Source organism: Candidatus Uabimicrobium helgolandensis, from assembly GCF_041508025.1.
Taxonomy (GTDB): Bacteria; Planctomycetota; Uabimicrobiia; order Uabimicrobiales; family Uabimicrobiaceae; genus Uabimicrobium; species Uabimicrobium helgolandensis.
On sequence record NZ_CP165719.1, the window covers coordinates 668,187 to 690,791 of the forward strand.

Annotated in this window: 11 protein-coding genes; all 11 read left to right on the top strand. The window is 33.8% G+C overall.

Going from position 1 to position 22,605, the window contains the following annotated elements; translation table 11 throughout:
- Positions 1-394 precede the first annotated feature (394 nt).
- The 11 genes from UABHE_RS02460 (at position 395) to UABHE_RS02510 (ending at position 22,605) form a co-directional block, all read left to right on the top strand.
- Positions 395-2,626, top strand: coding sequence for an RND family transporter (locus tag UABHE_RS02460; RefSeq protein ID WP_372368611.1), 2,232 nt, complete (start codon positions 395-397; stop codon positions 2,624-2,626).
- On the top strand, positions 2,610-5,153 hold the full coding sequence (locus UABHE_RS02465; protein WP_372368612.1) for an AMP-binding protein: 2,544 nt from the start codon (positions 2,610-2,612) through the stop codon (positions 5,151-5,153). The genes UABHE_RS02460 and UABHE_RS02465 overlap by 17 nt, the downstream gene beginning before the upstream one ends.
- Before the next feature lie 4 nt (positions 5,154-5,157).
- Positions 5,158-6,774 carry a hypothetical protein gene (locus UABHE_RS02470; RefSeq protein WP_372368613.1) on the top strand — a complete coding sequence of 539 codons (1,617 nt, stop codon included), beginning with the start codon at positions 5,158-5,160 and terminating at the stop codon, positions 6,772-6,774.
- 269 nt (positions 6,775-7,043) lie between these two features.
- Complete coding sequence (locus tag UABHE_RS02475) at positions 7,044-10,688, top strand: condensation domain-containing protein (protein ID WP_372368614.1); 3,645 nt, start codon at positions 7,044-7,046, stop codon at positions 10,686-10,688.
- 259 nt (positions 10,689-10,947) lie between these two features.
- Positions 10,948-12,015: a DUF3419 family protein gene (locus UABHE_RS02480; protein ID WP_372368615.1), complete on the top strand. Its 1,068-nt coding sequence runs from the start codon at positions 10,948-10,950 to the stop codon at positions 12,013-12,015.
- Positions 12,016-12,072: 57 nt separating this feature from the next.
- Entirely contained in the window at positions 12,073-14,796 is a 2,724-nt protein-coding gene (locus tag UABHE_RS02485; protein WP_372368616.1) for a phosphoenolpyruvate synthase, read from the top strand.
- A gap of 10 nt (positions 14,797-14,806) precedes the next feature.
- The gene (locus UABHE_RS02490) at positions 14,807-15,580 is read left to right on the top strand and encodes an outer membrane lipoprotein-sorting protein (protein ID WP_372368617.1); all 774 of its coding nucleotides are present in this window, start codon (positions 14,807-14,809) and stop codon (positions 15,578-15,580) included.
- 10 nt (positions 15,581-15,590) lie between these two features.
- On the top strand, positions 15,591-17,375 hold the full coding sequence (locus UABHE_RS02495) for a cyclic nucleotide-binding and patatin-like phospholipase domain-containing protein (RefSeq protein WP_372368619.1): 1,785 nt from the start codon (positions 15,591-15,593) through the stop codon (positions 17,373-17,375).
- A gap of 285 nt (positions 17,376-17,660) precedes the next feature.
- A complete protein-coding gene (locus tag UABHE_RS02500; protein ID WP_372368620.1) occupies positions 17,661-18,206 on the top strand; it encodes an NUDIX domain-containing protein in 546 nt (181 codons plus the stop codon).
- A 66-nt stretch (positions 18,207-18,272) separates the two neighbouring features.
- Positions 18,273-18,416, top strand: coding sequence for a hypothetical protein (locus UABHE_RS02505; protein WP_372368621.1), 144 nt, complete (start codon positions 18,273-18,275; stop codon positions 18,414-18,416).
- 1,126 nt (positions 18,417-19,542) lie between these two features.
- Positions 19,543-22,605 (top strand): amidohydrolase family protein, encoded by a 3,063-nt coding sequence (locus tag UABHE_RS02510; protein ID WP_372368623.1) that lies wholly within the window; start codon positions 19,543-19,545, stop codon positions 22,603-22,605.

Genomic DNA, 22,605 nt, shown 5'->3' on the forward strand with positions numbered 1-22,605 from the left:
CCTGAATACTACAAGAAAAGAGCGTAAATTACCAAAGGAAATCTATAAGAAAGGTATTGTTCAATATCTTACGGAATCCAAATAATTGAAGAGCTATTTGGTAAAACCTCGAGACGTTCAGAAATGATAAAGCGTGTAAACATAGAGCTTTCTATTGGATTTTTTTTAGATGATAATTTTTGTGAATCTTGATAATTTCCATCAAAATAATTTGACTGAAGGTATAAGTTAAAAACGTGAATCTGCCGAAAAAAAAGGCTTAGGTTCCGTTTAGTTTATTTGGCACGCTATTAGCATAAGACAAATTTATATTATGCTAATAGCGTGTTTTGCTGAAATTGGACAAATATTTATTGATGTAAGTTAGGGCATTGCATTTTTTGAGGAGACATAAGTGAAGAACTGGTTCATAGGTGGTAAATGGATTTGGCTCAGCCTTCTTATTACTACAGCTATTTGGGGTGGTGTTAATATAGGCAAATTAAAAATTGATAGTTCCATAGAAGTGTGGTTTTTAAAAGATAGTCCTAGCTTAATTAATTACCAAGAATTCAAAGAAGATTATGGTAATGATGAAATTGTTGTGGCTTGGATAAAACCTTCTCAAAAATCTATTTACAAGATTGATTTTGTAAAAAAGCTACAAGAAATTTCGCAAAATCTTAAAAGTCACGATTTAGTGGAACGCGTTTTTAGTTTAACTTCTTCCTCTTATATTGGAGATGATGATGGAGATCTTGTTGTTGAGAATATTGTCCCTTCTGATGCTAGTTTTTCAGAAAAAGAAATAGAAGAGCGTTTTTTATCGAATCCTATGTGGGCGCAACTGCTAAGAAATAAAGATTCTACAGCAACTATTTTACTTATCGAACCTGTTACCACACCCAATATGGATGCAAAGCGTGGAGAGGTACTTGATTTTATTCATACAACATTAAGCGGAACTAACTACAAATTGACAGGAGGAGGTGTAATATACGAAGAGCTTAATCGATTGGGAATGAAAGACTTTTCTACTTTTGCCGCTTTGTCGTATATTATTTTAATTGTATCTCTTTTTGTGCTGCTAAAAAGTTTCCGCGTTCTACTGACAGCCTCTATCACGATTGTAATTTCTATATGCATATTTTTGGGTATTTTTGTGGCAGTTGGTCAAAAATTAGATTCTATTTCAATTATGTTACCAACTCTTATTATTATCATTTGTATTGCCGATATTGTGCATATATTCACTTATTATCAAAAGCTTGATATAGCAAATCACAACGAAAGATTACAAAGCACGTTTTCACATGTAACTTTACCTTGTTTTCTTACGACAGCAACGACAGTACTGGGATTTCTGTCTTTTTTTTCTAGTCCTATGGCTATTCTTAAAAATTTTGGCATATTTGCTGCGATTGGAGTTACAATTGCTTTTGTTGTTTCTTTTGTTATTTCAGTTATTACTTTAAGCCTTTTCCCTGCAAAAGCAAAGCCTAAATCATCTTGGTTTGAACGCCCACTACATAAACTCACACAGTTCAATTATGCTTACCGTAAAAAAATCATTGCTTTAGGTAGTGTGTTAGTAGCAATAATGACTCTCGGCATATTTTATTTAAATGCTGACACTTACAGCTTGAATTTTTTGTTAGATAGCAATCAAGTTAAAAAAGATGCATATTTTATAGAAAATAACTATGGTCATTATCTACCGTTGGAATTTCGTATTCTAGCAAAAGAAGGCTCGTCTATTAAAAATCCTGAGTTCTTAAAAAAAATAGAGGCTGTATACCAAGAATTAAGCACCGTGGATTATCTACAAAAACCAACCTCTCTAGTGGATATTATCAAACAACTAAATAAAGTTTTAACAGATAATCAGTCAGAATCGTACGTGATTGCCAAAACAAAACAAGCAGTAGCACAAGAGCTTTTCTTTTATGAAATGGATGTAGATAATCAAATGTCTTATTTCACAAATTTTGAGCGTAGTGAGTTACGATTTACTGTTCGTATCAAAATGGAAAGCAGTCGCACAATTCAGAAGCACTTAACGCAAACAAAAAATATTATGTTGAAGTACTTTTCTGCAGAACAAATTGTCGCCTGTGGGTATGCGCCTTTGTATGTGACAATGATGGACTACATTGTTTCTAGTCAAACCTCTAGTTTTTTGATCGCATTTGCAGTTATTTTAATTGTTTTAGGGGTGTTGTATCGTTCTTTAGCAATGACCTTGATCGCGATCGTTCCTAATATTTTACCAATATTACTTACCTTAGGTTTTATGGGATGGACTGGAATCCCTCTTGATGTTGCGACTGTAACAATAGCATCTATTGTTATTAGTATATCTGTAGACGATACTATTCATTTTATGTTTGTCTATCGTAGCAGTATGCAAAAATTCTCGTCTAAGGAATCTATTGAGCAAACAATGCGTGTCGCTGGAGAGGCAATTACTGTTACTAGCATATTGCTTGTGGTTGGTTACATTGTTTTTTGTTTAGCGAGCATGAAATCAGTTATTCTTTTTGGTTTACTCGTTGCTGTATCGATGATATTTGCTTTGTTGTGTGATCTAATTTTATTACCCGCTCTTATCTTAACTGTATGGAAAGATAATGAAAATGAAAGCTAAAAGTCTTGCAGAAAAAGTTTTTAATAACGAAACTTTTCAGCCTAGTAAAACAGCACTTATTTATCAAGAAAATCCTAAAGATATCAATAGAAGAAAAGAATTAGCAATTACTTATGGTGAATTAGAAATGGGTTCTGCTCGTTGCGCATCTTTTTTAAAAAAAATAGGTTTTCAAAAAGGTGATCGCGCCATTGTTTTTGTTTCTTTAAGTGCCGAACTTTATGAAATAATCTTTGCGATCAGTCGTTTAGGAGGTGTATTAGTATTCTTAGATGCATGGACAGGGATCGAACAGTTTGACCAAGTTTGTCAGTTGTCGCAACCAAAAGTATTTTTTGGTACAACGAAAGCCCATAGTTTGCGACTAATGAGTCGCGCGTGTTCGAAAATACCTCACAAAGTGATCGTTGGTAAAAAATATTTCCCAGGATATTCATATAAAAAAGAAATGGCCAAAAGTAAACCATTTCTGGAATTTGTAGAACTTCAAAACGACGATGCTGAAATGATTGCCTTTACCACTGGATCTTCAGGTGTGCCTAAAGGTTGTGTTCGTACGCCAGAAGTTTTTCAAGCTACTTGTAATGCTATCGAAACCATTGAAGATACTCATATGCTAGCTTGGCCAGGTGTTATATTAGGATCATTACTTTGGGGAAAAAAAGTGATTGTCCCTGCCTTTGAGCAAGGAAAGATAAGGGAATGCGATCATGAATATACGCTTGATTTGATCAACAAGCATAAAGTTGAATTGATTGTTGCTCCACCTATTTTTTACGAAGGTTTGCTCGGGTCATTAAAGGGAAGTTCTTGCACCAAAAGCATAAAAAAAATCTATAGCGGTGGGGCACCTATCTCAGACAATACATTGCGTATGTTAACAGAGAAATTTCCTCACAGCGACGTAAGCGTTATTTATGGCAGCACCGAGTGCGAACCGATATGTCTCTTGGAAAAAGAACAATATTTAAATAAAAAAAATATAAAAAATTATGGTTTCTGCGTAGGTCCTGTTCATGAAAGTTTGCAGTGTAAGGTATTACCTACTTCTTACAACAAAATGCATGTAGAAGACCTAGGAAATGATTTACCTATTGGAGAAATAGGAGAAATAGTGGTTGCTGGACCACAAGTAACTAGCTCTTATTGGAATAACGAAAAAGCTTTCTCTACAAATAAAATACAAGATAAAGGCTTTGTGTGGCATCGTCTAGGAGACATTGGATTTTTCGATGAACAAAAGAATTTATGGTTAGTTGGTCGACATCATAACATTGTTCGCAAAGAAAATCATTTTCTATACCCAGCAGCCGTAGAACCGATATTTGAAAAAATTCCTGGTGTCACTCGTGCAGGACTTACATCTTATGAGAGTGAAGGAAAAACAAAAGCAACTATTGTTCTTGAGTGCTCACCTGATGAAGATTATGAAAAATGTATTCAAAAGGCAGAAGAGTGTAAACAGCAAACTCAGATTGATCAAGTGTTAGTAAAATATCAGTTGCCTAAAGATCCTCGTCACAATACTAAAATAGATGCACGTAAACTCAAACAATCTGTGGTTTGGCATAACAAAATGAAGCGAGAAGGATCTCTTATTTCTACAACAGCTCTAACAAGCAAGGATTCTTTCGTTAAAAGATTTGTTGCTTATTTAAATGAAAGATTTGATCCAAAAGAATATTTAGTAATGATTACAATGATGGTTATTGCATTTGCGCAAGTTTTTCGCTTTGCATTTGAAATACCTTTAACAACTACTTTGGCAGTCTCTGTTCTTGCAACAATTACAATGAAATTTTGCTTTTATCTATTGATGCGTGTCTTTGATGAACATAAAGATTGGGAGGATGATCATGTTGCTTTTCCTGAAAGAATTTTGTCTTTAAATATTATTACACTCCATCATTTAAAATTAGTGGGACTTGTATGTTTGTTTATTATTTATGGTGTCAGTGCATTTCTTGGAAAAAATACATTAATTGTTACAACGGTTGTTGTAATCTATGCACTTCTAATGCTAAAAGAATTTTTTGTGAAAGAGTGGCTTAAGAAACATCTTTTTTGGTATGGAGTATCACATAATCTCATCGTTTTCTTAACCATACATTGGTGCTTCACAATCTTTGCAGAGGTAATTCAAATAGAAAGTTATTGGACAAATACATCTCTAAGCATTTTTGCTATTGCTATTAACTTTTTGTTATTTTCATTAGAAGTAGCGCGGAAAATTCGTTTACCTGAATTTGAAAGAAAAGAAGTTGATACTTATTCTAAAGTTATAGGACACTCTAATGCTGCTTTTCTAGCGCTTACTTTACAAGCAGTAGGGCTAGCGTTGATTTATTCTAGTTTAACATTTCTAAGTGTATGGCATTGGAGTGCAATTCTTGCAACATACACTTTATTATTTGTGATTGTCGTTAGATTTGTTCAAAAACCAACAGAAAAAGTCGCAGAAAAGTTAATGAAGCCTTGTTCTCTCGTTATGATGGTAGTACTTATTGCGATTATTTGTAATGGGTAACCAAATGATAAAGATAATCCAAATAATGTGTATATTTATAAGTATAACATGTTTATATTGCCAAGAAGATATAGACTTGCCTTCGGACTTAGAGGACCCTGTATTAGAAGAAGATATAGACTTGCCTTCTGACCTAGAGGATCCTGTATTGGAAGACAATATAGACTTGCCTTCTGACCTAGAGGAACCTGTATTGGATGACAATATAGACTTACCTTCTGACCTAGAGGATCCTGTATTGGAAGACAATATAGATTTACCCTCGGACCTAGAGGATCCTGTATTGGAAGACAATATAGACTTACCTTCTGACTTAGAGGGGCCTGTAAGTTTACCTTCTGATTTAGAAAGTATTCCAAATTTTTCTGATTTAGAAGATTCGAGGCAAGCGCACGCGGAAGAAAATAAACGTGAACAAACTTTTCGCGATTGGTTAGACACCTTCCCTTTTGAGATAAGCGGATTTGTGGAAGGAATTTTTGGGATAAGGCCTCAAAACGATCCTTTGCTTTCAAGAGATGTTAATGTGGGAGAAATTAGGTTTCAATTGTCGATTGCAAAGTATTACGACAACGTATCTTTTCATATTAAAAGTGATTTTTATTACGATGGATATGAGGAAAAACCATTTGTTGATTTGAGAGAAGCAAAAATTGTTTTTCATCCACTAGACTCATTATATATAAGCGTGGGGCGCCAAATATTGTCTTGGGGAGTGAGTGAAGGAATTTTTATTAATGATTTATTCCCAAAAGATTTTCCTTCTTCGTTTATAGGAAGAGATGATGTGTATTTTAAAGCGCCATCAAATGCCATACGCGTTGACTGGAATGCCGAATTTGCGCAGCTTTCGTTTGTTTATAGTCCACTAAATGATGAAGATCGTTATATAAGAGGAAAACGTATTTCATTTGTAGATCCTTTAGGAATAGGAAGAGGAGAAGATGAGAGACTTCCTACAGATGAACCTAATCGTTGGTTTCGCGATAATGAATTTGCTTGGCGTATTTTAAAAAATATAGACGGCTACGAACTAGCATTTTATGGATACTACGGATACTACAAATCGCCAGCGGGCTTTGATCTTAATAAAAATAAATTTAACTTTCCACGCCTTTTTGTCCATGGTACGAGTTTACGCGGTCAAATATTTGACGGTATTGCTTCTTTTGAATTTGGTTATTATTATTCTCGCGAAGATACAAACGGAGATGATCCACTAATAACAAATAGCCAACTGAGATTTCTCGTGGGATATGAGTACGAGTTGTTATCAAACTTTGTTATCAACATTCAATATTATGTGAACTTTACACTACAATATGATGCGCTAGAGGATAATTTTATAGCTGGGCAAGTAGAACCAGAAGAGGCCCTTGATTTTATCATTGTAAGCGCAAATAAAAGCTTTCTTCGAGATAAATATAATTTAAACATGTTTGCTTATTATTCACCTGTAGAAAGTGATGCATACTTACAACCTGTTTTCACTTACAAACCTGATGACAATTGGCGCTTGGAAATAGGGGCTAATATTTTCTTTGGTAAAGAAAATGACACTACTTTTGGACAACTAGAAAGAAACAGCAATATTTTTGCAAGTATCCGTTGGACATTCTAAGAGCCCGTTACAAAATTAGTTTAGGGTAGAAAATTAGGGCATTTCAGCTTCTGATGAGGCATTTTTTTGGCGCAAAGTTGTAATTTTGTAACGCAAAAATAACGAAATTAGAGGCTAAAAGGATCAATTTTATACCTTTAAATGATTTTATAACAGGCTCTAAGGGCAAAACGAAAATGTCTAGTGGAAGAAGAATTTTTAGCAAAATATAAAGATATGATGATTAGGACGCAGAATGCGCACTAAACCAAAAGGGATGGAGGAATATAATGAATTTTACTGAAAAATTTATACAAAACTGTAAACAGTTTCCCAGGCGAAAAGTATTTGCTTGGTGGGATGAAAATGGTGAAAAAATAATAGACATTAATGCAGAAGAGTTGTTGAAGAAATCCAGTAAAATAGCTTGCTTTATACGTTCAGATTTAAAAATGCAACCGGGAGATAGAGCTATTTTAGTATATCCACCTTCTATGGAATTTGTATATGCATTTTTGGGTTGTATTTTAACAGGAGTAATTCCAGTACCTGTATATCCTCCACGACCACATAAATTTGAAAGTGATTTAGAAAAGTGTTCTCAAGTTGTCGAAGATTGTAAGACGGAGGTCGCCTTGACCACAAGTATGTACAAGTGGGTGAAAAGACTTCACTCTTTAAAAGGTTTGTTTAGCAAGAAAAAAAGCTCATGGCAAAATCTAAAATGGCATGTCACCGATAAAATTTCAAATAACGGTGACCCTATTATTTACCAACCTAATTCCGAAGATATAGCGTTCTTACAATATACTTCAGGTTCTACCTCTATACCTAAAGGGGTTATGATTAGCCATAAAAATATTATACATCAATTAGAGTATAACCAACAATCACTGCAGCTTTCAAAGGATACTGTTGCCGTTTCATGGTTACCACAGTATCACGACTTTGGATTAATAAGTTGTATACTAAGTGCCGCTTATGGTAATGGATATATACATATGATGTCGCCACTCACTTTTATCCAAAGGCCTTTTTTATGGATGGAAATTATATCGCGTGTAAAAGCCACTCATACTGCCGCTCCCAATTTTGCATATGAATTAATTGTCCGCAAAAGTACGGAAAAACAACGTTCTTCTTTAAATTTGAGCTCTCTATCTACTGTTATGAGTGCTGCCGAACCCATTAGACATAAGACAATACAAAAATTTCAAAACGCTTTTGCTGTTAGCGGATTACGTCCAGAGTCTTATTCTCCAGCTTATGGTATGGCAGAACACACTGTGGGAGTGAGTGTAAATGGCAAGGCTGTGGTAGATTTTGATAAAAGACAATTAGAAAAACGTAAAGTAATTGTTGTTGACTCAAATCATCAAAATGCTGTGAAAATTGTGGGATGCGGTAAGTTTTCATCAGACATAGATGTCCAAATAGTTGATCCAGAAAAATGTACGCTTGCTGAAGGTATCGGAGAAATATGGGTAAATTCTGATAGTAAAGCTAGTGGTTATTACGGTATGGAAGAGCTTACTCAAAAACAATTTCGTGCACAAATACAAAGTAGCACAAATACAACAGAGTATTTACGTACCGGAGATTTAGGGTTTATCTATGAAGATGAAATTTTTGTTGTTGGACGTTGTAAAGAATTGATGATTTTTCAAGGGCGTAATGTATACCCTCAAGATATTGAAGAAGCTGCTCGATATGCACATGAATCTATTCGCCCAGGAGGTTTATCGGCTTTTGCTACAGATAATAATGAACAAGAAGAGCTTGTTGTCTTTGTAGAAATACGCGAAGCAAAAATAGATAAAGAACAAGCAGAAAAAATCGCAAATCAGGTAAAAATTGGAATACAGTCTAATTGCCAATTAGTCTGTCATACAGTGGTAATTGGAAAAGTCGGCTTAGTGCTAAAAACAACTAGTGGTAAAGTTCGCCGTGGAGCTTGCCAGATCGCATTTTTAGAGGAAAATTTTTCTTCTAATAAAAATATACTATTTGTTGTACGCAATACTGCTCAAAAACTAGCAAGTGATGATAGTAAACAGATCGAAGACCTTGATTCTGCAGTTAAAAGTTTAGAGAATGTAATTCTTTCTCTTTACAAACGAGAACAATCACAAGGAGTTTTGTTACTTGAGGAGGCTCTACAAAAATATGTGAGCGCTTTAATTGGACAAAGCAATATTGATATCAACAAAAATTTACTTGAATATGGCATTGATTCTTTAGCTCTCGCTGAATTTACAACAACAATAGAAAAAGCCACCAAAAAGAAATTCATGATACAAAATTTACTACAGCACGCAAATATTCATGCGCTTGCTATTTATATCTATGATGAATTTTTCGCATCTTTACGCAAATTTATTTACAACTCGTGGTGTTATCCTGAAGAGTTTATAAACACTGTTCGTATGAAACCCTTAGTTGCTGAGGTTAAAAATATCCAAAAACATAAAAATTCAGCGATTAAAACACGCATGCTTATTAACCGTAATTTTGATACTACAAAGGTTAAAAAATTCCTACGTAAGACAAACACAACTGAAGTAGAAAAAAGAGGAGTAGTTTCAAAAGTATCGAAAAAAATAGTTGGGCTTTCTTCTGGACAAAGAAGGGTGCTTGCGATACAGCAACAAAGTGGTAAAAGTATTAATTACCATGCATTTCAAACTACAAAAATCTCTGGTCCTTTTAACATTGAAATATATAAAAAATCGCTGGAGATTGTTATGCAAAGGCATGATTCTTTGCGTATTATTTTTCAACCTGTTATGAGTAAGTATTTACAAAAGCTAAATGAAGATTTAGAAGTTCCATTTACTTTTTTAGATTTACAAAATGAACCTCAGGGGCAAGAAAAAGCAATGAAGTACCTCGTCGATTTAGAGGATAAATCTTTTGACTTATTTGGAGAAAATGCATTGTGGCGCGCTGTTGTGATTCGTTTAGCAACAGATGAGTATTGGGTAAGTTTTGTTTTTCATCATTTAATCGCAGATGGTTGGTCTCTGGAAATACTACAACAAGAACTCCAAGATATTTACAATACTCTAGACCGCAATGAAGAATACACTGCCCTTGCAGCTGATCATAACTTTTTTGATTATAGTGTTGCCCAAAGCAGGTTTTTGCAAAAAGATCTGACCAATACGCGTTTAGAATTTTGGAAAAATAATCTAGCGGAGAATATTTCTGCTATAGAAAAGAAAGACCCTTGTACAAACAATGTTGCTTGTGATGGTGTTCGCCACAATTTATATCTCGATAAAAATTTGCTAGAAGAATTTACTAATATTACTCAAGCAGCAGGTGTAATGCCTTTTCTTCCTTATTTAGCAAGTTTTTACCTCGCTTTTCACGAAAGCTTTGATGATCAACCAAATCTAATTGGATGTTACACAGCAAATCGCGAATATGAAGAAATTAAAAATACAGTGGGTTATTTTACAAATATTCTATTACTAAAATTAAAAAATAGCGAATCACTTACATTTGTAGAATTTATAAAATATATACAGGACATCTATCTTAAAGCACATCAAAATAGTTTACCTATTTCTTTTTTGATTAAAAAACTTTTACCTAGTATTTATCCTTATAGGATTATGCCTTGTTCTGTGGCGTTCAATATTATTCCGTTTGTCAATTTGCAGTGGCATATAAATCAATGTGAAGCAACTTTTTACCCGTTAGAAGTCAAATCTACATTTAAGCATTTTGACTTAATACAAACGGTTGCATTTATGGAAAATGAAATACTGCTTCATACTTGGCACAACAAGAATGTCTTTGACCCAATAAAAGTTCAACAAATGTTGAAAATATTTAAGTCTTTTTTGGAAAGCATTGTCGAAAATCCAAGTGTGAAAATTATCGATATTTGCCAAAAAAGCCAGGACCTTGCCGAACAAAGGAGCTAGGAGTCATCAATTTAATCGTTACTGTGACTTTGCCCCTACCATAATCGATTCTAAATTACAATTTTTTTGAATGTATTTTATAGTTAAATCGAGGGCTACTAGAACTCAGACTATGTTGAAATCGATCAAGGTCACGATAATTTGTCGTAGCTCTTTATAATTTTGAACTTTGACAGAATATAAGAATATTTCTTAGTTGATGATGCGTCTTAATTGGTATACAGAAAAAGTTTAAATAAAATTTGATGGAGGAATTTCAATGGATTTATCGATTTTACGTTACTCAAATGTGTGGGAAGATTTAGAACTACTGTATGGTGGTCTTCAAATAGAGGATACCGATAATATATTATCAATCACTTCTTCGGGAGACAATGTTTTAGGCTTACTGCTTAAAAAGCCAAATTCAATTACAGCGATTGATCTTAGCCCAACACAAAATCATCTTTTAGAGTTAAAAATAGCAGCGATTAAAGAACTTGAGCATGAAGAATTTTTAAATATTTTAGGGATAAACGATTGTTCTGATCGCATGAAGTTATTTTCTAAAATAGAATCTTCTTTATCACCAGAAGCTTGTTCTTTTTGGAGAGAGAATTTTACGCTAATTGAGCTTGGTATAGTTTTTCAAGGAAAGCTAGAAAAACATTTTTTTAAACTAGTAGAAGAAATAAAAAGGCAAAATTGGGATGCCAAAATCGAAAAGTTTTTACATTTGTCAGATATAAAAGAGCAAGAGCAAGAATTTAAGCGAGTTTTCAATGAAGACTTTGCCAAATTTTTTGAAAATCTTTTCTGTGCGGAAAGTTTATCAAAGGGACGTGATGAAGAAAAGTACAAGTACGTTACTATAGATGATACTGGCAAACAATTTTTTCAACGTTTTAGAAATTGCTGTTGTAGTTGTCCAGCTCAAGAAAATTTTTATCTCCACTGGCTTCTGCTTAGGAAATATATTCACGATTTACCTCATTACCTTAGACAAGAGAATTTCGATATATTGAAAAAACAAATTCATAAAGTAAAAGTTGTAACAGCTGAATTAAATGAATTTCTGAAAAAACAATCAAAAAACAGTATCTCTAAAGCTAATTTATCTAATCTTTTTGAGTACTTGTCGTTAGAACAAACTAATGATATTTTTATGGAGTTATCAAGAGTGATGTCGCCAGGAGGTATCAGTGCACATTGGAATTTATTTGTAGAGCGTACTTTTCCTAAAGATCTCACTTTATTCAAAAGAATGCCAAAATCAAAAGAGCTCTTTGAAAAAGATCGTATTGGGTGGGCTTATGGCGATTTTCATCTGGTTGAATATTTAAGTTAAAGTTTTACGTTAGAAGCGTCTGAACCCAATATACTATTTTTCAAGGAATATCAAAATATGAGTTACATATACAATAAAAACTCAAGACCACAGCTGGTTTCAAAATATGCTGGTGGTAAAGGCTACAATTTATTTCTACTCTCTAATCAAAACATAAATGTTCCAGATTTTCAATTGATCAGTAGCCAAGCTTTTTTAGATTTTATTGAAGCTCACAATTTAGAAGCGCAAATTGAAGCATTTGCAACAGAAGCTAAAGAAAATATGAGTATCAAAGAGGCGGATACAATTCACAAAAATATTGAAGAGCTTTTTTTAAAATACGATTTGCCAGAACAAATAGATATAGAGATAACAAAGGCTTTTGAACGTTTAGGAGATTCTATTTCTGTTCGCTCTTCAGCAGCAGGAGAAGACTCAGCTGCTCATTCTTTCGCAGGTCAACTTTCTAGCTTTTTATACTTAAGTAAAGATACAGATATCAAAATCGCTGTCAAGAAATGCTGGGCTTCAGGATTTACTGGACGTAGCTTAGCTTATCGTCTCAGTAAAAAACTTAGTATTTTAGATACTCAGGTTGCTATTGTTATGCAAAACATGATCAATCCCGATATTTCTGGAGTTATTTTTACCCAAAATTTAATTGAAAGTAATCCTGAAGAAATCATTATAAGCTCTGTTTATGGCGTAGGTGAAGGAATTGTCTCGGGAGCTTTGGATGCGGATACGTTTTATTTTCATCGTAAAACAAAAGAAGTGCGTCAAGAAATTGCAGCAAAAGAGCACAAATTTATCGCTGACCCAGATGCACCAGGTTCATGTATTGAAGTAGAATTAAGTGCTGATATGATAGAACAGTCTACTCTCTCAAGTGAACAAATCAACAAGCTTGCGCAAATTTCTTTAGATGTTGAAAAATACTACTTATTTCCTCAGGATATTGAATTTGCAATCTTAAAAGATGTTGTGTATATACTTCAAAGTCGTCCAATCACCACAACGCAAGGCGAAGCTTACTTACAAGAAGGCCAAATCATTGTCTGGGATAATTCTAATATTATAGAGAGCTATCCAGGAGTTACGACACCACTAACATTTAGTTTTGCTTCCCACGTATACAAAACAGCTTACTATGAAATGATGAAAATTGTAGGTGTTAACAATAAAATATTAGAAGAGCACACTGATACTTTCCGCAATATGCTTGGTATTATAAACGGACGAATCTATTATAACCTTGTTAACTGGTACAAATTGTTATCTTCGGCACCTGGCTTCGACAAAAACAAGTCTTCAATGGAAACAATGTTGGGTGTTAGTGAAAAAATGCCGCAAGAAGTCATAGAAGCTTTGATACCAAATGTCAAAAAACCTACTTTGAAGTCGCGCTTATCTAAATTTAAAGGGTTGCTTAGCGGCTTATTTGTTCATTTTACCATCAATAAAAGAGTAGAAGGGTTCTTTGATAAATTTTGGAAAACATACAATATCTACAGTGAAATTGATTATAAGGCAATGACCACCGACAAAATTGTTCAGCATTATTTAAAGTATCGAGATAGGATACTAAAAAACTGGCAGGAACCTTTAATGAATGATTTTTTACTGATGGTACATTTTGGCATATTAAAAAAACTAACAGGTAAATGGTGCAGTGAATTAGACAGTAATTTACAAAATGATTTGTTAAGTGGAGAAGGTGGCTTAGAAAGTGCTGAACCAACTTTGCGTATTGTAGAGCTGTGTTCTCATGTGGTCAAAAACCCACAGTTACAGAAAATATTTGAAACTCAGTCTCCTGAGCATATTTTTGAAGTAATAGGCCAAGATCAATCATTTTCCAATTTCAATGATCTTGTTCATCAATATATAAAGCGCTTTGGGTTTCGCTGTATGGGAGAATTAAAGCTAGAGGAAAAAGATCTCAACAGTAATCCTAGTTATTTATTCTCTATGATAAAAAATTATTTACGAACTGGAAATACAGACCCCGATGAGTTTGTTAAAAATGAAAAAAAATTGCGTAATGAAGCTGAAGCGAAGGTGAACGGTCATCTTAAAGGTATAAAGAAAAAAGTATACTATTGGTCACTGAAAAATACACGTAATGCTGTAAAAAATCGAGAAAATACTCGATTTGCACGTACGCGATTTTTTGGAATTGTACGTAATATGTTTCAAGCGATAGGTCTTGACTTATTTAGGAAGTCCATTCTTAATCATCCTGATGATGTTTTTTATCTTACCGTTGAAGAGATTATTGGCTACAGTGAAGGAAGGTCCGTTACACAAAATTTAGCCCAATTAGCAGAAAATCGCAAACAAGAATATGCTAAATATGCTTCAGAAGAAGATCCTGCAGAACGTTTTTACACCAAAGGAACAGTTTACGTCGGAAACAACTGGAGCGAAGGTGATGCGGTTATTGAAGACGACCTTCCAGAAAATATGCTCAAAGGTTTACCATGTTCTCCCGGTGTAGTCAAAAACAAAGTAAAGATTATTTTATCTCCAAATGATGATCTAAATTTAAATGGCGAAATTTTAGTAACAGCGCGAACCGATCCAGGATGGGTACCTATTTATCCTTCTATTTCTGGTTTGGCAATAGAAAGAGGTTCTCTATTATCGCATTCAGCAATAGTAGCAAGAGAACTTAGTATTCCTACGGTTATCAAAGTAAAAAAAATCTTGGAAAAAATAAATTCAGGTGACACTATTTCTTTAGATGGTTCGAAAGGAACAATTGAAGTTTTGGAGTCGGTGGAATCACAAAAATAAGGAGAACAAAATGAAGTATTTTTATATTCTTACGTTATTTATCTGCTGCTGTTATGCTCAAAAAGCTAAATTAACAGCAGATACGATTGTTCAACGAAGTATCGATGCTGCTTTTTATTCTGGGGAAGATAGAAAAGCAATAACCAAGCTATTTATATATGATAAGAAAGGGAATGTGCGCGAACGTTTTTTTACTGTATTACGAACGAATTTATCGAAAAAAGAACAAAATTATTATATGCATTTTGTGCGCCCTACTGATGTTCGCAACAGCACTTTTTTAACAATTAAAAAACAAGATAAAGATGATCAGCGTTGGTTGTATTTTCCAGCACTAGATTTTGTAAAGAGAATAGCTCCCTCCAAAAAAAGAACTAGTTTTGTTGGAAGTCATTTTTATTACGAAGATACGACTGGACGTAAAATAGAGGATGATAAACATCAACTAGCAAAAATAACTGACGATTATTACTTAATCAAAAGCACACCCATAAAAAAAGACGTGGAGTTTAGTTACTATATAAGTTGGATTAATCGTAAACATTTTTTGCCAGTAAAGATTGTTTATTACAACAAGAAAAAGCAGAAATACAGAATACTAAGTTCTCTTAAGATAGAGTTAATTCAAAATTATCCAACAATCACAAAACAGCAAGTTGAAGATCTTAATCGCAAAGGTAAAACGATACTTATTAGTGAAAAAGTAGAATACAATATTGGCCTAACAAAAAGTATTTTTAATGAAACAAGCTTACGCAATCCTCCTATAAAATGGCTGAAATAAGAGAATAAAGATGTCTATTAATTTTAATAAACTTTCTCAGTTAAAGTCGGTTTTGTGTGCAGAAGATTATGAATGTGTTGTCGATTTTGCATCGAAACTACATTGGGTACAATTGCCTAAGAATACTTATCTTTTTCACCAAGGAGAGGAAGGAAACAGCTTTTATATTGTGGTAAGTGGTCTTTTGCAAGTTGTTTTAGAGTCAAAATTAGGAAGTAAACCACTACAACAAATAAGTAGTGGAGAATATATTGGCGAATTTGCAATGTTTACCGATCAACCTCGATCGGCAGGCATTGTTGCGCTACGTGAAAGCTATTTGATTAAATTTCCTAAAGAAATATTTACGGATGTTATTACACAACACCCAAAGGTATCGAAAAAAATTATTTGTGAAATTATTAATAGAGTACAAAAAAAGAATCAGGCTACTCACAAAAAGTGCCAAATCTTTGCGATAATACCTTTGGAAAACTCGATGGATATTTCTTCTTTTGTTGAAAAATTACAACAAAATCTAAAAAAATTTGGAAAATGTTCTCACATTGATGAACAAAAAGCTTGCGATTTGATGGAAATAAAACGCCAAAAAGGTCGTATTCCTGACTCTATTGTACTGTCAAAAAGTTTAGAAAAACAAGAAACCAAAAATAACTTTTTACTGTACGAAGCAAATCCTCAATACGATTTTTGGACAAAGAAATGTATTGAACATTGCGATCAAGTTATTCTTATTGCTCCGGCTAAAAGCCATACAAAATTAAGAGATATAGAGAAAAAACTGCAACGAGAAAATAAAGCTGTACATGCTTTGATTTTGATGTATGAGAATAATGAAAAGCCTAATAAAACAATAGATTGGTTAAACAAGCGCTCTGTTAAAATCCACCACCATTGCCGTTGGAACAATCAAAAACACTTTGAAAAATTAGCGCGTTTTTTCAGTGGTAATACTATTGGTTTAGTACTTGGAGGAGGTGGAGTAAGAGGCCTAGCGCATTTAGGAGTAATAAAAGCACTAAACGAAGCGCAAATTCCTATTGATATTATTGGAGGGACAAGTGCAGGCGGATTATGTGCAATTTCTCATGGAATAGGAATGGATCCCGATCAAATATTAGAACACAACAGAGCTGGTTTTTTAGAACAAAAAATTTTTCAAGAATACGATATTCCATTTATTTCTCTTATCAGAGGACGTAAGTACACAAAAGCTGTACAAGTAATGTTTCGTAATTTACACCTAGAAGATCTATGGACACAGACATTTACTGTTTCTTGTAATCTTACTACAGGTAAAGAACATATACATAGGGAAGGAGTATGCTGGAAAGCAGGTCTCGCGTCAGGAGCAGTACCTGGTATATTACCACCAATTGTAGAAAAAAATGAAATATTAGTTGATGGTGGAATAATAAATAATCTCCCATCGAATATATTAAAAGAAATATTCCAAAGTAATGTTATTCTAGTAAGTGTTAGTAAAGAAGACTACTGGAATCTACATTTTTCTCAAAAACCACCGTCTTTGTGGCAAATAATAAGTAATTTTTTCAGAAAAAAAAAGAGAACTTACCCTAATATTCTAGACTTGCTTATGCGTTCTGCATTAGTAAATTCAATTAATCAAGAGCGAGAAGCGGTTGAAAATGCAGATGTTTTTTTACAACCTCCTGTCACAGAATATGGCATGCTTGAATTTGAAAAAATGCATGAAGTAGTCAAGGTTTCCTACCAATACACTCAGCAACAAATATCTGATATTCGCAAACAATTAGCTCATTGCAGGATTTAAAAAGAGCTATTTCCTGTTATCACTTGAAAATCAAATGATAAAATTTAGCAAATTTGATAAATTTTAACAATCCAATACATACCTTGAATACATAAAAAATTAATCAACACTGTAAAACAAGGGAAAGAGAAGAATAAACCCCTTTTTTATATTTTGGCATACTATTTGTTAATTACAAGAAAAGACAACAGATAGTCTTAGGAAACCAATCGCATATCGTTGCACAACAGCTTTAGCAAAATGAAGCTGAACGGCATTTTATGAAATAGAAATTAGGAGGAAGATATGCAAGAAGATATAGAATACTTATACCATATTGATCTTAACGATCAGGTTATTGGATGTATCGAAAGGAAAAAAGCACACAAAGAAGGGCTCTTACATCGAGGAGGAGTCGTTTTCGTCTTCAATTCTAAACAGCAAGTTTTCCTAACGATGAGAAGTAAAGAAAAGACAATTTTTCCTGACCATGTTGATTGTGCGTGTAGTTTTCACGTCCAATATGGGCAAACATATAAACAAGCAGCTATTGCTGAATTACAGGAGGAGACTGGACTTTGTCAAGTACCTGTTTTTTTAGGTAAGTTTGTTTTAGATAAAGCCCCTGATCATCTAATTATCAATGTTTACAAAATAGTATCAGATGCAGAAATCACTTTAGATCCAGCGGAAGCGTCTAGTGGAAAATTTTATGACGTTAGGGAAGCTGAAAAACTCATCTCCGAAAATAAAACAACTAGTTGGTTACCTCAATCTTGGAAGATTGTAAAAGAAAACTATTTACAAGCAGTGCACAAAAATTCTCGTAATAAAAACCGATTTACAAAATAACAATGAAAAATATAAGGTTTTAGAATTTCGCGAATCAAAACCACATTATGTGCAGAAGGAGTTAGTATGAGTGATCTAAACGTAGAAAAATCAAATTTAGTAAAAGTGATAATGTGGAGTAGTGTATATTTTATTTTTTTATTATCTGTTAATGAAATACTGCGCAGGTCTGTTTCTGTAGGCTGGATAATATTTGTTTTTTTTCCATAATTACCCCATTTCTCTTTAGAGAACATCTAAATAAAAATCGTATCTTTTTTTGGATAAAGACCTACTCAGTTGTTGCAGGTGCGATTACAATAATTGTTACAAAACAATTTTTTAGCGTACAGCCATATGAAGTTTGGCCTATTATTTTAATTACTCTTTTTGTCCTAAATATTGTAGAGGCAGCTATTTCAGATTTCTTACGCAAAAAGTATGTAAATGTAGTCGTTGCGATTGCTTTACTTGTTACCGTTCCCAGTGTGGATGGTATGTCTATAGCAGATAATGCAACCCAAGATGTCCTCTATAGAGGACCATTCTTATGGTTTGTTTTTTTTACCATTTGGAATTTTACTTTTATATGTAACCGAAGATATGCACTTGCAGCAATACACGCTCCTATATTACTGAGCTCTATTCTTTTGGAAGCTTTTCAATAAGGAATTTGGGGACAAACACGTGCTTTTGTTCTTGGTTTTCATCAAATATTTCACTTGTACCTTCATAAATATTTTGATAGTCGAATTTATATAAAAGACAGAGACGAACAGTTTATCAAATTTGGTAAACTTTTAGAGGTCATTTCTTTAGGATATGCAATTTTCTACATGATGTGGGTTTTTTATTTTTAATTCTTTTATGATTTTAGTAAAAGCCATCTTCCTCAAGAGCAATTTTGCTATTTTTCTATAGGAAAAATGTGCGATTACTGTTGAGTTTTGTACAACCACAAATTTCACATCGTACATGTAACTTGTTGTAAACCTCTGTCATTTTTCTTTATTGAATGATGGCATTAACATCGGACTACTATTCACTATTATAAAATTGATAAAATTGCCCGAAATTTTCTCAAATCAATTTATTTAGTTGCCTCAGTTATTATTCTTCTTCATTAAATGGTGACTCTAGCTTTGTTGTTTATTCAACTCTGTTCACGATCGTGTTGCCATGACAAACCAACAAAATCTTAGAAAATATTTTTTCCATTTTAAGATTTTGCAAGTTTTTTGTATGCTGTTAATCTTAGCCGCTGGTTAACCAAACTTTGTTTATAAAGATTATGGTTGATATTTATATCTCTTTTGTGGCACTTCTAAGCAGAACAATTACTTGTAAAAGGTTAGTTATGTTAAAAACAAATTTATTCATTGTTTTTATTTCGATTACTTTATGTTGGTCGCAAACATCTCCAACATCAGGCATTCGCAATAAAACACCGCAAATAATTGCTATTACTAATGCAAATATTATAGTGAGCCCATCTAAGAGAATAGAAAAAGCCACTATTGTTATACGTAATGGTTTTATTGAAGATGTGGGGCAAAACGTTCACATTCCTCAAGAAGCTGAAATTGTCGATGCACAAGAATCGACAATCTATCCAGGTTTTATAGAAGCTTTTAGCGATTATGGCTTACCAACAAAATCTAATAATAATTCAAATGCAGATTGGCGTCCATCTTCTGGTAATAAGGAAGTCGTTAATGGAGGAAGGCATTGGAATGACGCTGTACATTCAGAAAGAAAAGCAGCGCAAGCATTTTCTTCTGATGTAAAAAAAGCAAAAGATTTTCGTTCACAAGGGTTTACTGTTGTTCAAACATCTTCTCTTGATGGTATCTTTCGCGGACAAAGTGCTGTTGCTTTGCTCGGAAGTAAAACGGCAAATAATACGCTTCTTAAACACAACCATGCTCAGTTTGTTTCGTTTCGTAAGGGAAGTTCAAAGAGCAGTTACCCTGGATCTCTAATGGGAAGCATTGCCCTTATTCGTCAAGTATTAATGGATAGCCAGTGGTATCAACAAGCTTATAGCGCTTACCAATTGAACAAAAGCCAAAAAAAACCAGAGTTGAATTATAGTTTGGAAGCTTTAAAAAATGTAATTAATGGTAAGCAAACCATTGTGTTTAGCGTAAATGACGACCTTTCACTACTGCGTGCTTCACAGATAGCTAAAGAATTTGATTTGCGATTTATTTACAAAGGGAGTGGTTACGAATATCGTCGTTTAGCAGCGATTAAAAATTTACAGTCGACTCTCATTATTCCAGTTAATTTTCCAGGTGTTCCAGATGTAACGACACCTGAAAGACAGTTTGATGTTTCGTTGGGAAAATTAAAACATTGGAATGCAGCAAAAGAAAACCCAGCATACTTAGAAAAATCAGATATTACATTTGCTTTTACTAGCAACGGCTTAAAAAGTGTATCGCAATTTTTACAAAATGTGCGCCAAGCAGTAGAACGAGGATTATCAAAGAAAAAAGCTCTTGAGGCTCTTACGGTTATTCCTGCTGATATTTGCGGTGTTTCCGATATTGTTGGAACGATAGAAAAAGGTAAACAAGCTAACTTTATTATAAGTAGCGGTGACATTTTTGAAAAAGAAACACAATTGTATTCAGTGTGGGTTTCAGGTGAAAAATTTATTTTAAAAGAACGCAAAAAATTTGATTTTGATGGTAAATGGGAAATCAAAACAGAGAAAAGTCAATTTGAAATTCACATTGAAAACAACAGTAAAATAGAACTTCATAACCTTAAAGGTGCGCACGCCGAAGATCTAGCAATTCACGACAATAAAATTCATTTTCAAGTAATTACTAGTGAAGGTGTTAATCGTTTTTCTGGACGTTTGTGGAAACAACAGCTTTCAGGCGTGGTTGTTTTGGCTAACAATGAAAGTCATTCTTGGCAAGCATCTCACAAAGTAGAAGAAACAACTAAAAAAACTTCTGAGAAAAAAGAAAAAAGTGCATCAGACGAGAATGTACCAGACAAAACTTTATTTGAGCTAGTGTACCCCAATAAGGCTTTTGGGCGTAGATCGATGCCTCAACAACCATATACTGTATTTATAAATAATGCTACAATATGGACAAGTACAGTAAATACAGGTAAAATTGAAAATGGCGACATGATTGTACGCGAAGGAAAAATAGTAAAAGTAGGTAAAGATTTGCTTTCTCCTCCAGAAGCGGTAGTTATTGAAGGAAAAGGAATTCATGTCACTCCAGGTATTATTGATGAACACTCTCATATAGCTATTTCTCGCGGAGTAAACGAAGCAACAGAGGCCGTTACCGCAGAAGTGCGCATAGGTGATGTTGTAAATAGTGATGATATAAATATTTATCGCCAGTTAGCCGGAGGAGTTACTAGTACTCATTTACTGCATGGTTCTGCTAATCCTATTGGTGGCCAATCGCAAGTAATTAAATTACGCTGGGGAAGCTTACCTGAAGATATGAAGTTTAAAAATATCTCAAAAGGAATTAAGTTTGCTTTGGGAGAAAATGTAAAACAAAGTAACTGGGGAGAAAAATATACCACACGTTATCCTCAAACGCGTATGGGAGTTCGCGAAATTTTCTATGATGTTTTTCAAACAGCACTCGAATATAAAAAACAACATGAAAATTATAAAATGTTAAGTGAGGAAGATAAGAGTCGTACAATAGCACCGCGCACGGATATTGAACTAGATGCTATTAATGAAATACTCGACAAAAAAATGTTTATACATTGCCACTCTTATGTGCAAAGTGAAATTCTTGCTCTAGCACGACTCGCTAACGAATTCGGCTTTTCTGTCGGAACATTTACTCACGTGCTTGAGGGTTACAAAGTTGCTGAAGAAATTAAGCAGACAGGAGCGATGGCTTCTTGTTTTTCTGATTGGTGGGCTTACAAATTTGAAGTTTATGATGCAATTCCTTACAATGCTGCGGTGATGCATCGTCAGGGAGTTGTGGTATCTCTCAATTCCGATGATGCAGAAATGGCAAGAAGATTGAACCAAGAAGCAGCAAAAACTATCAAATATGGTGCACTTAGTGAAGAAGACGCTCTGAGACTTATTACTATTAATGCTGCAAAGCAATTGTATATTGATAAGAGAGTTGGTAGTCTTGAAAATGGTAAAGATGCTGACTTTGTAGTGTGGAATCACAATCCTCTGTCATCATATGCACGCGTTTTACAAACTTGGGTAGATGGTCGTAAATATTTTGATGTTGAAGATGATCGCAAAATGCGCCGCGAAATTCAAAGACAAAAAGCTGCTCTTATCCAACTTGCATTAAATAAAAAAGCAAAAGGTGAAAAAGTAGATACTTCTGCCGTTAAAAAAGAAAAACATTATCATTGCGACGATTTTGATGATGCAGTAAGAGGGAGAGATTAA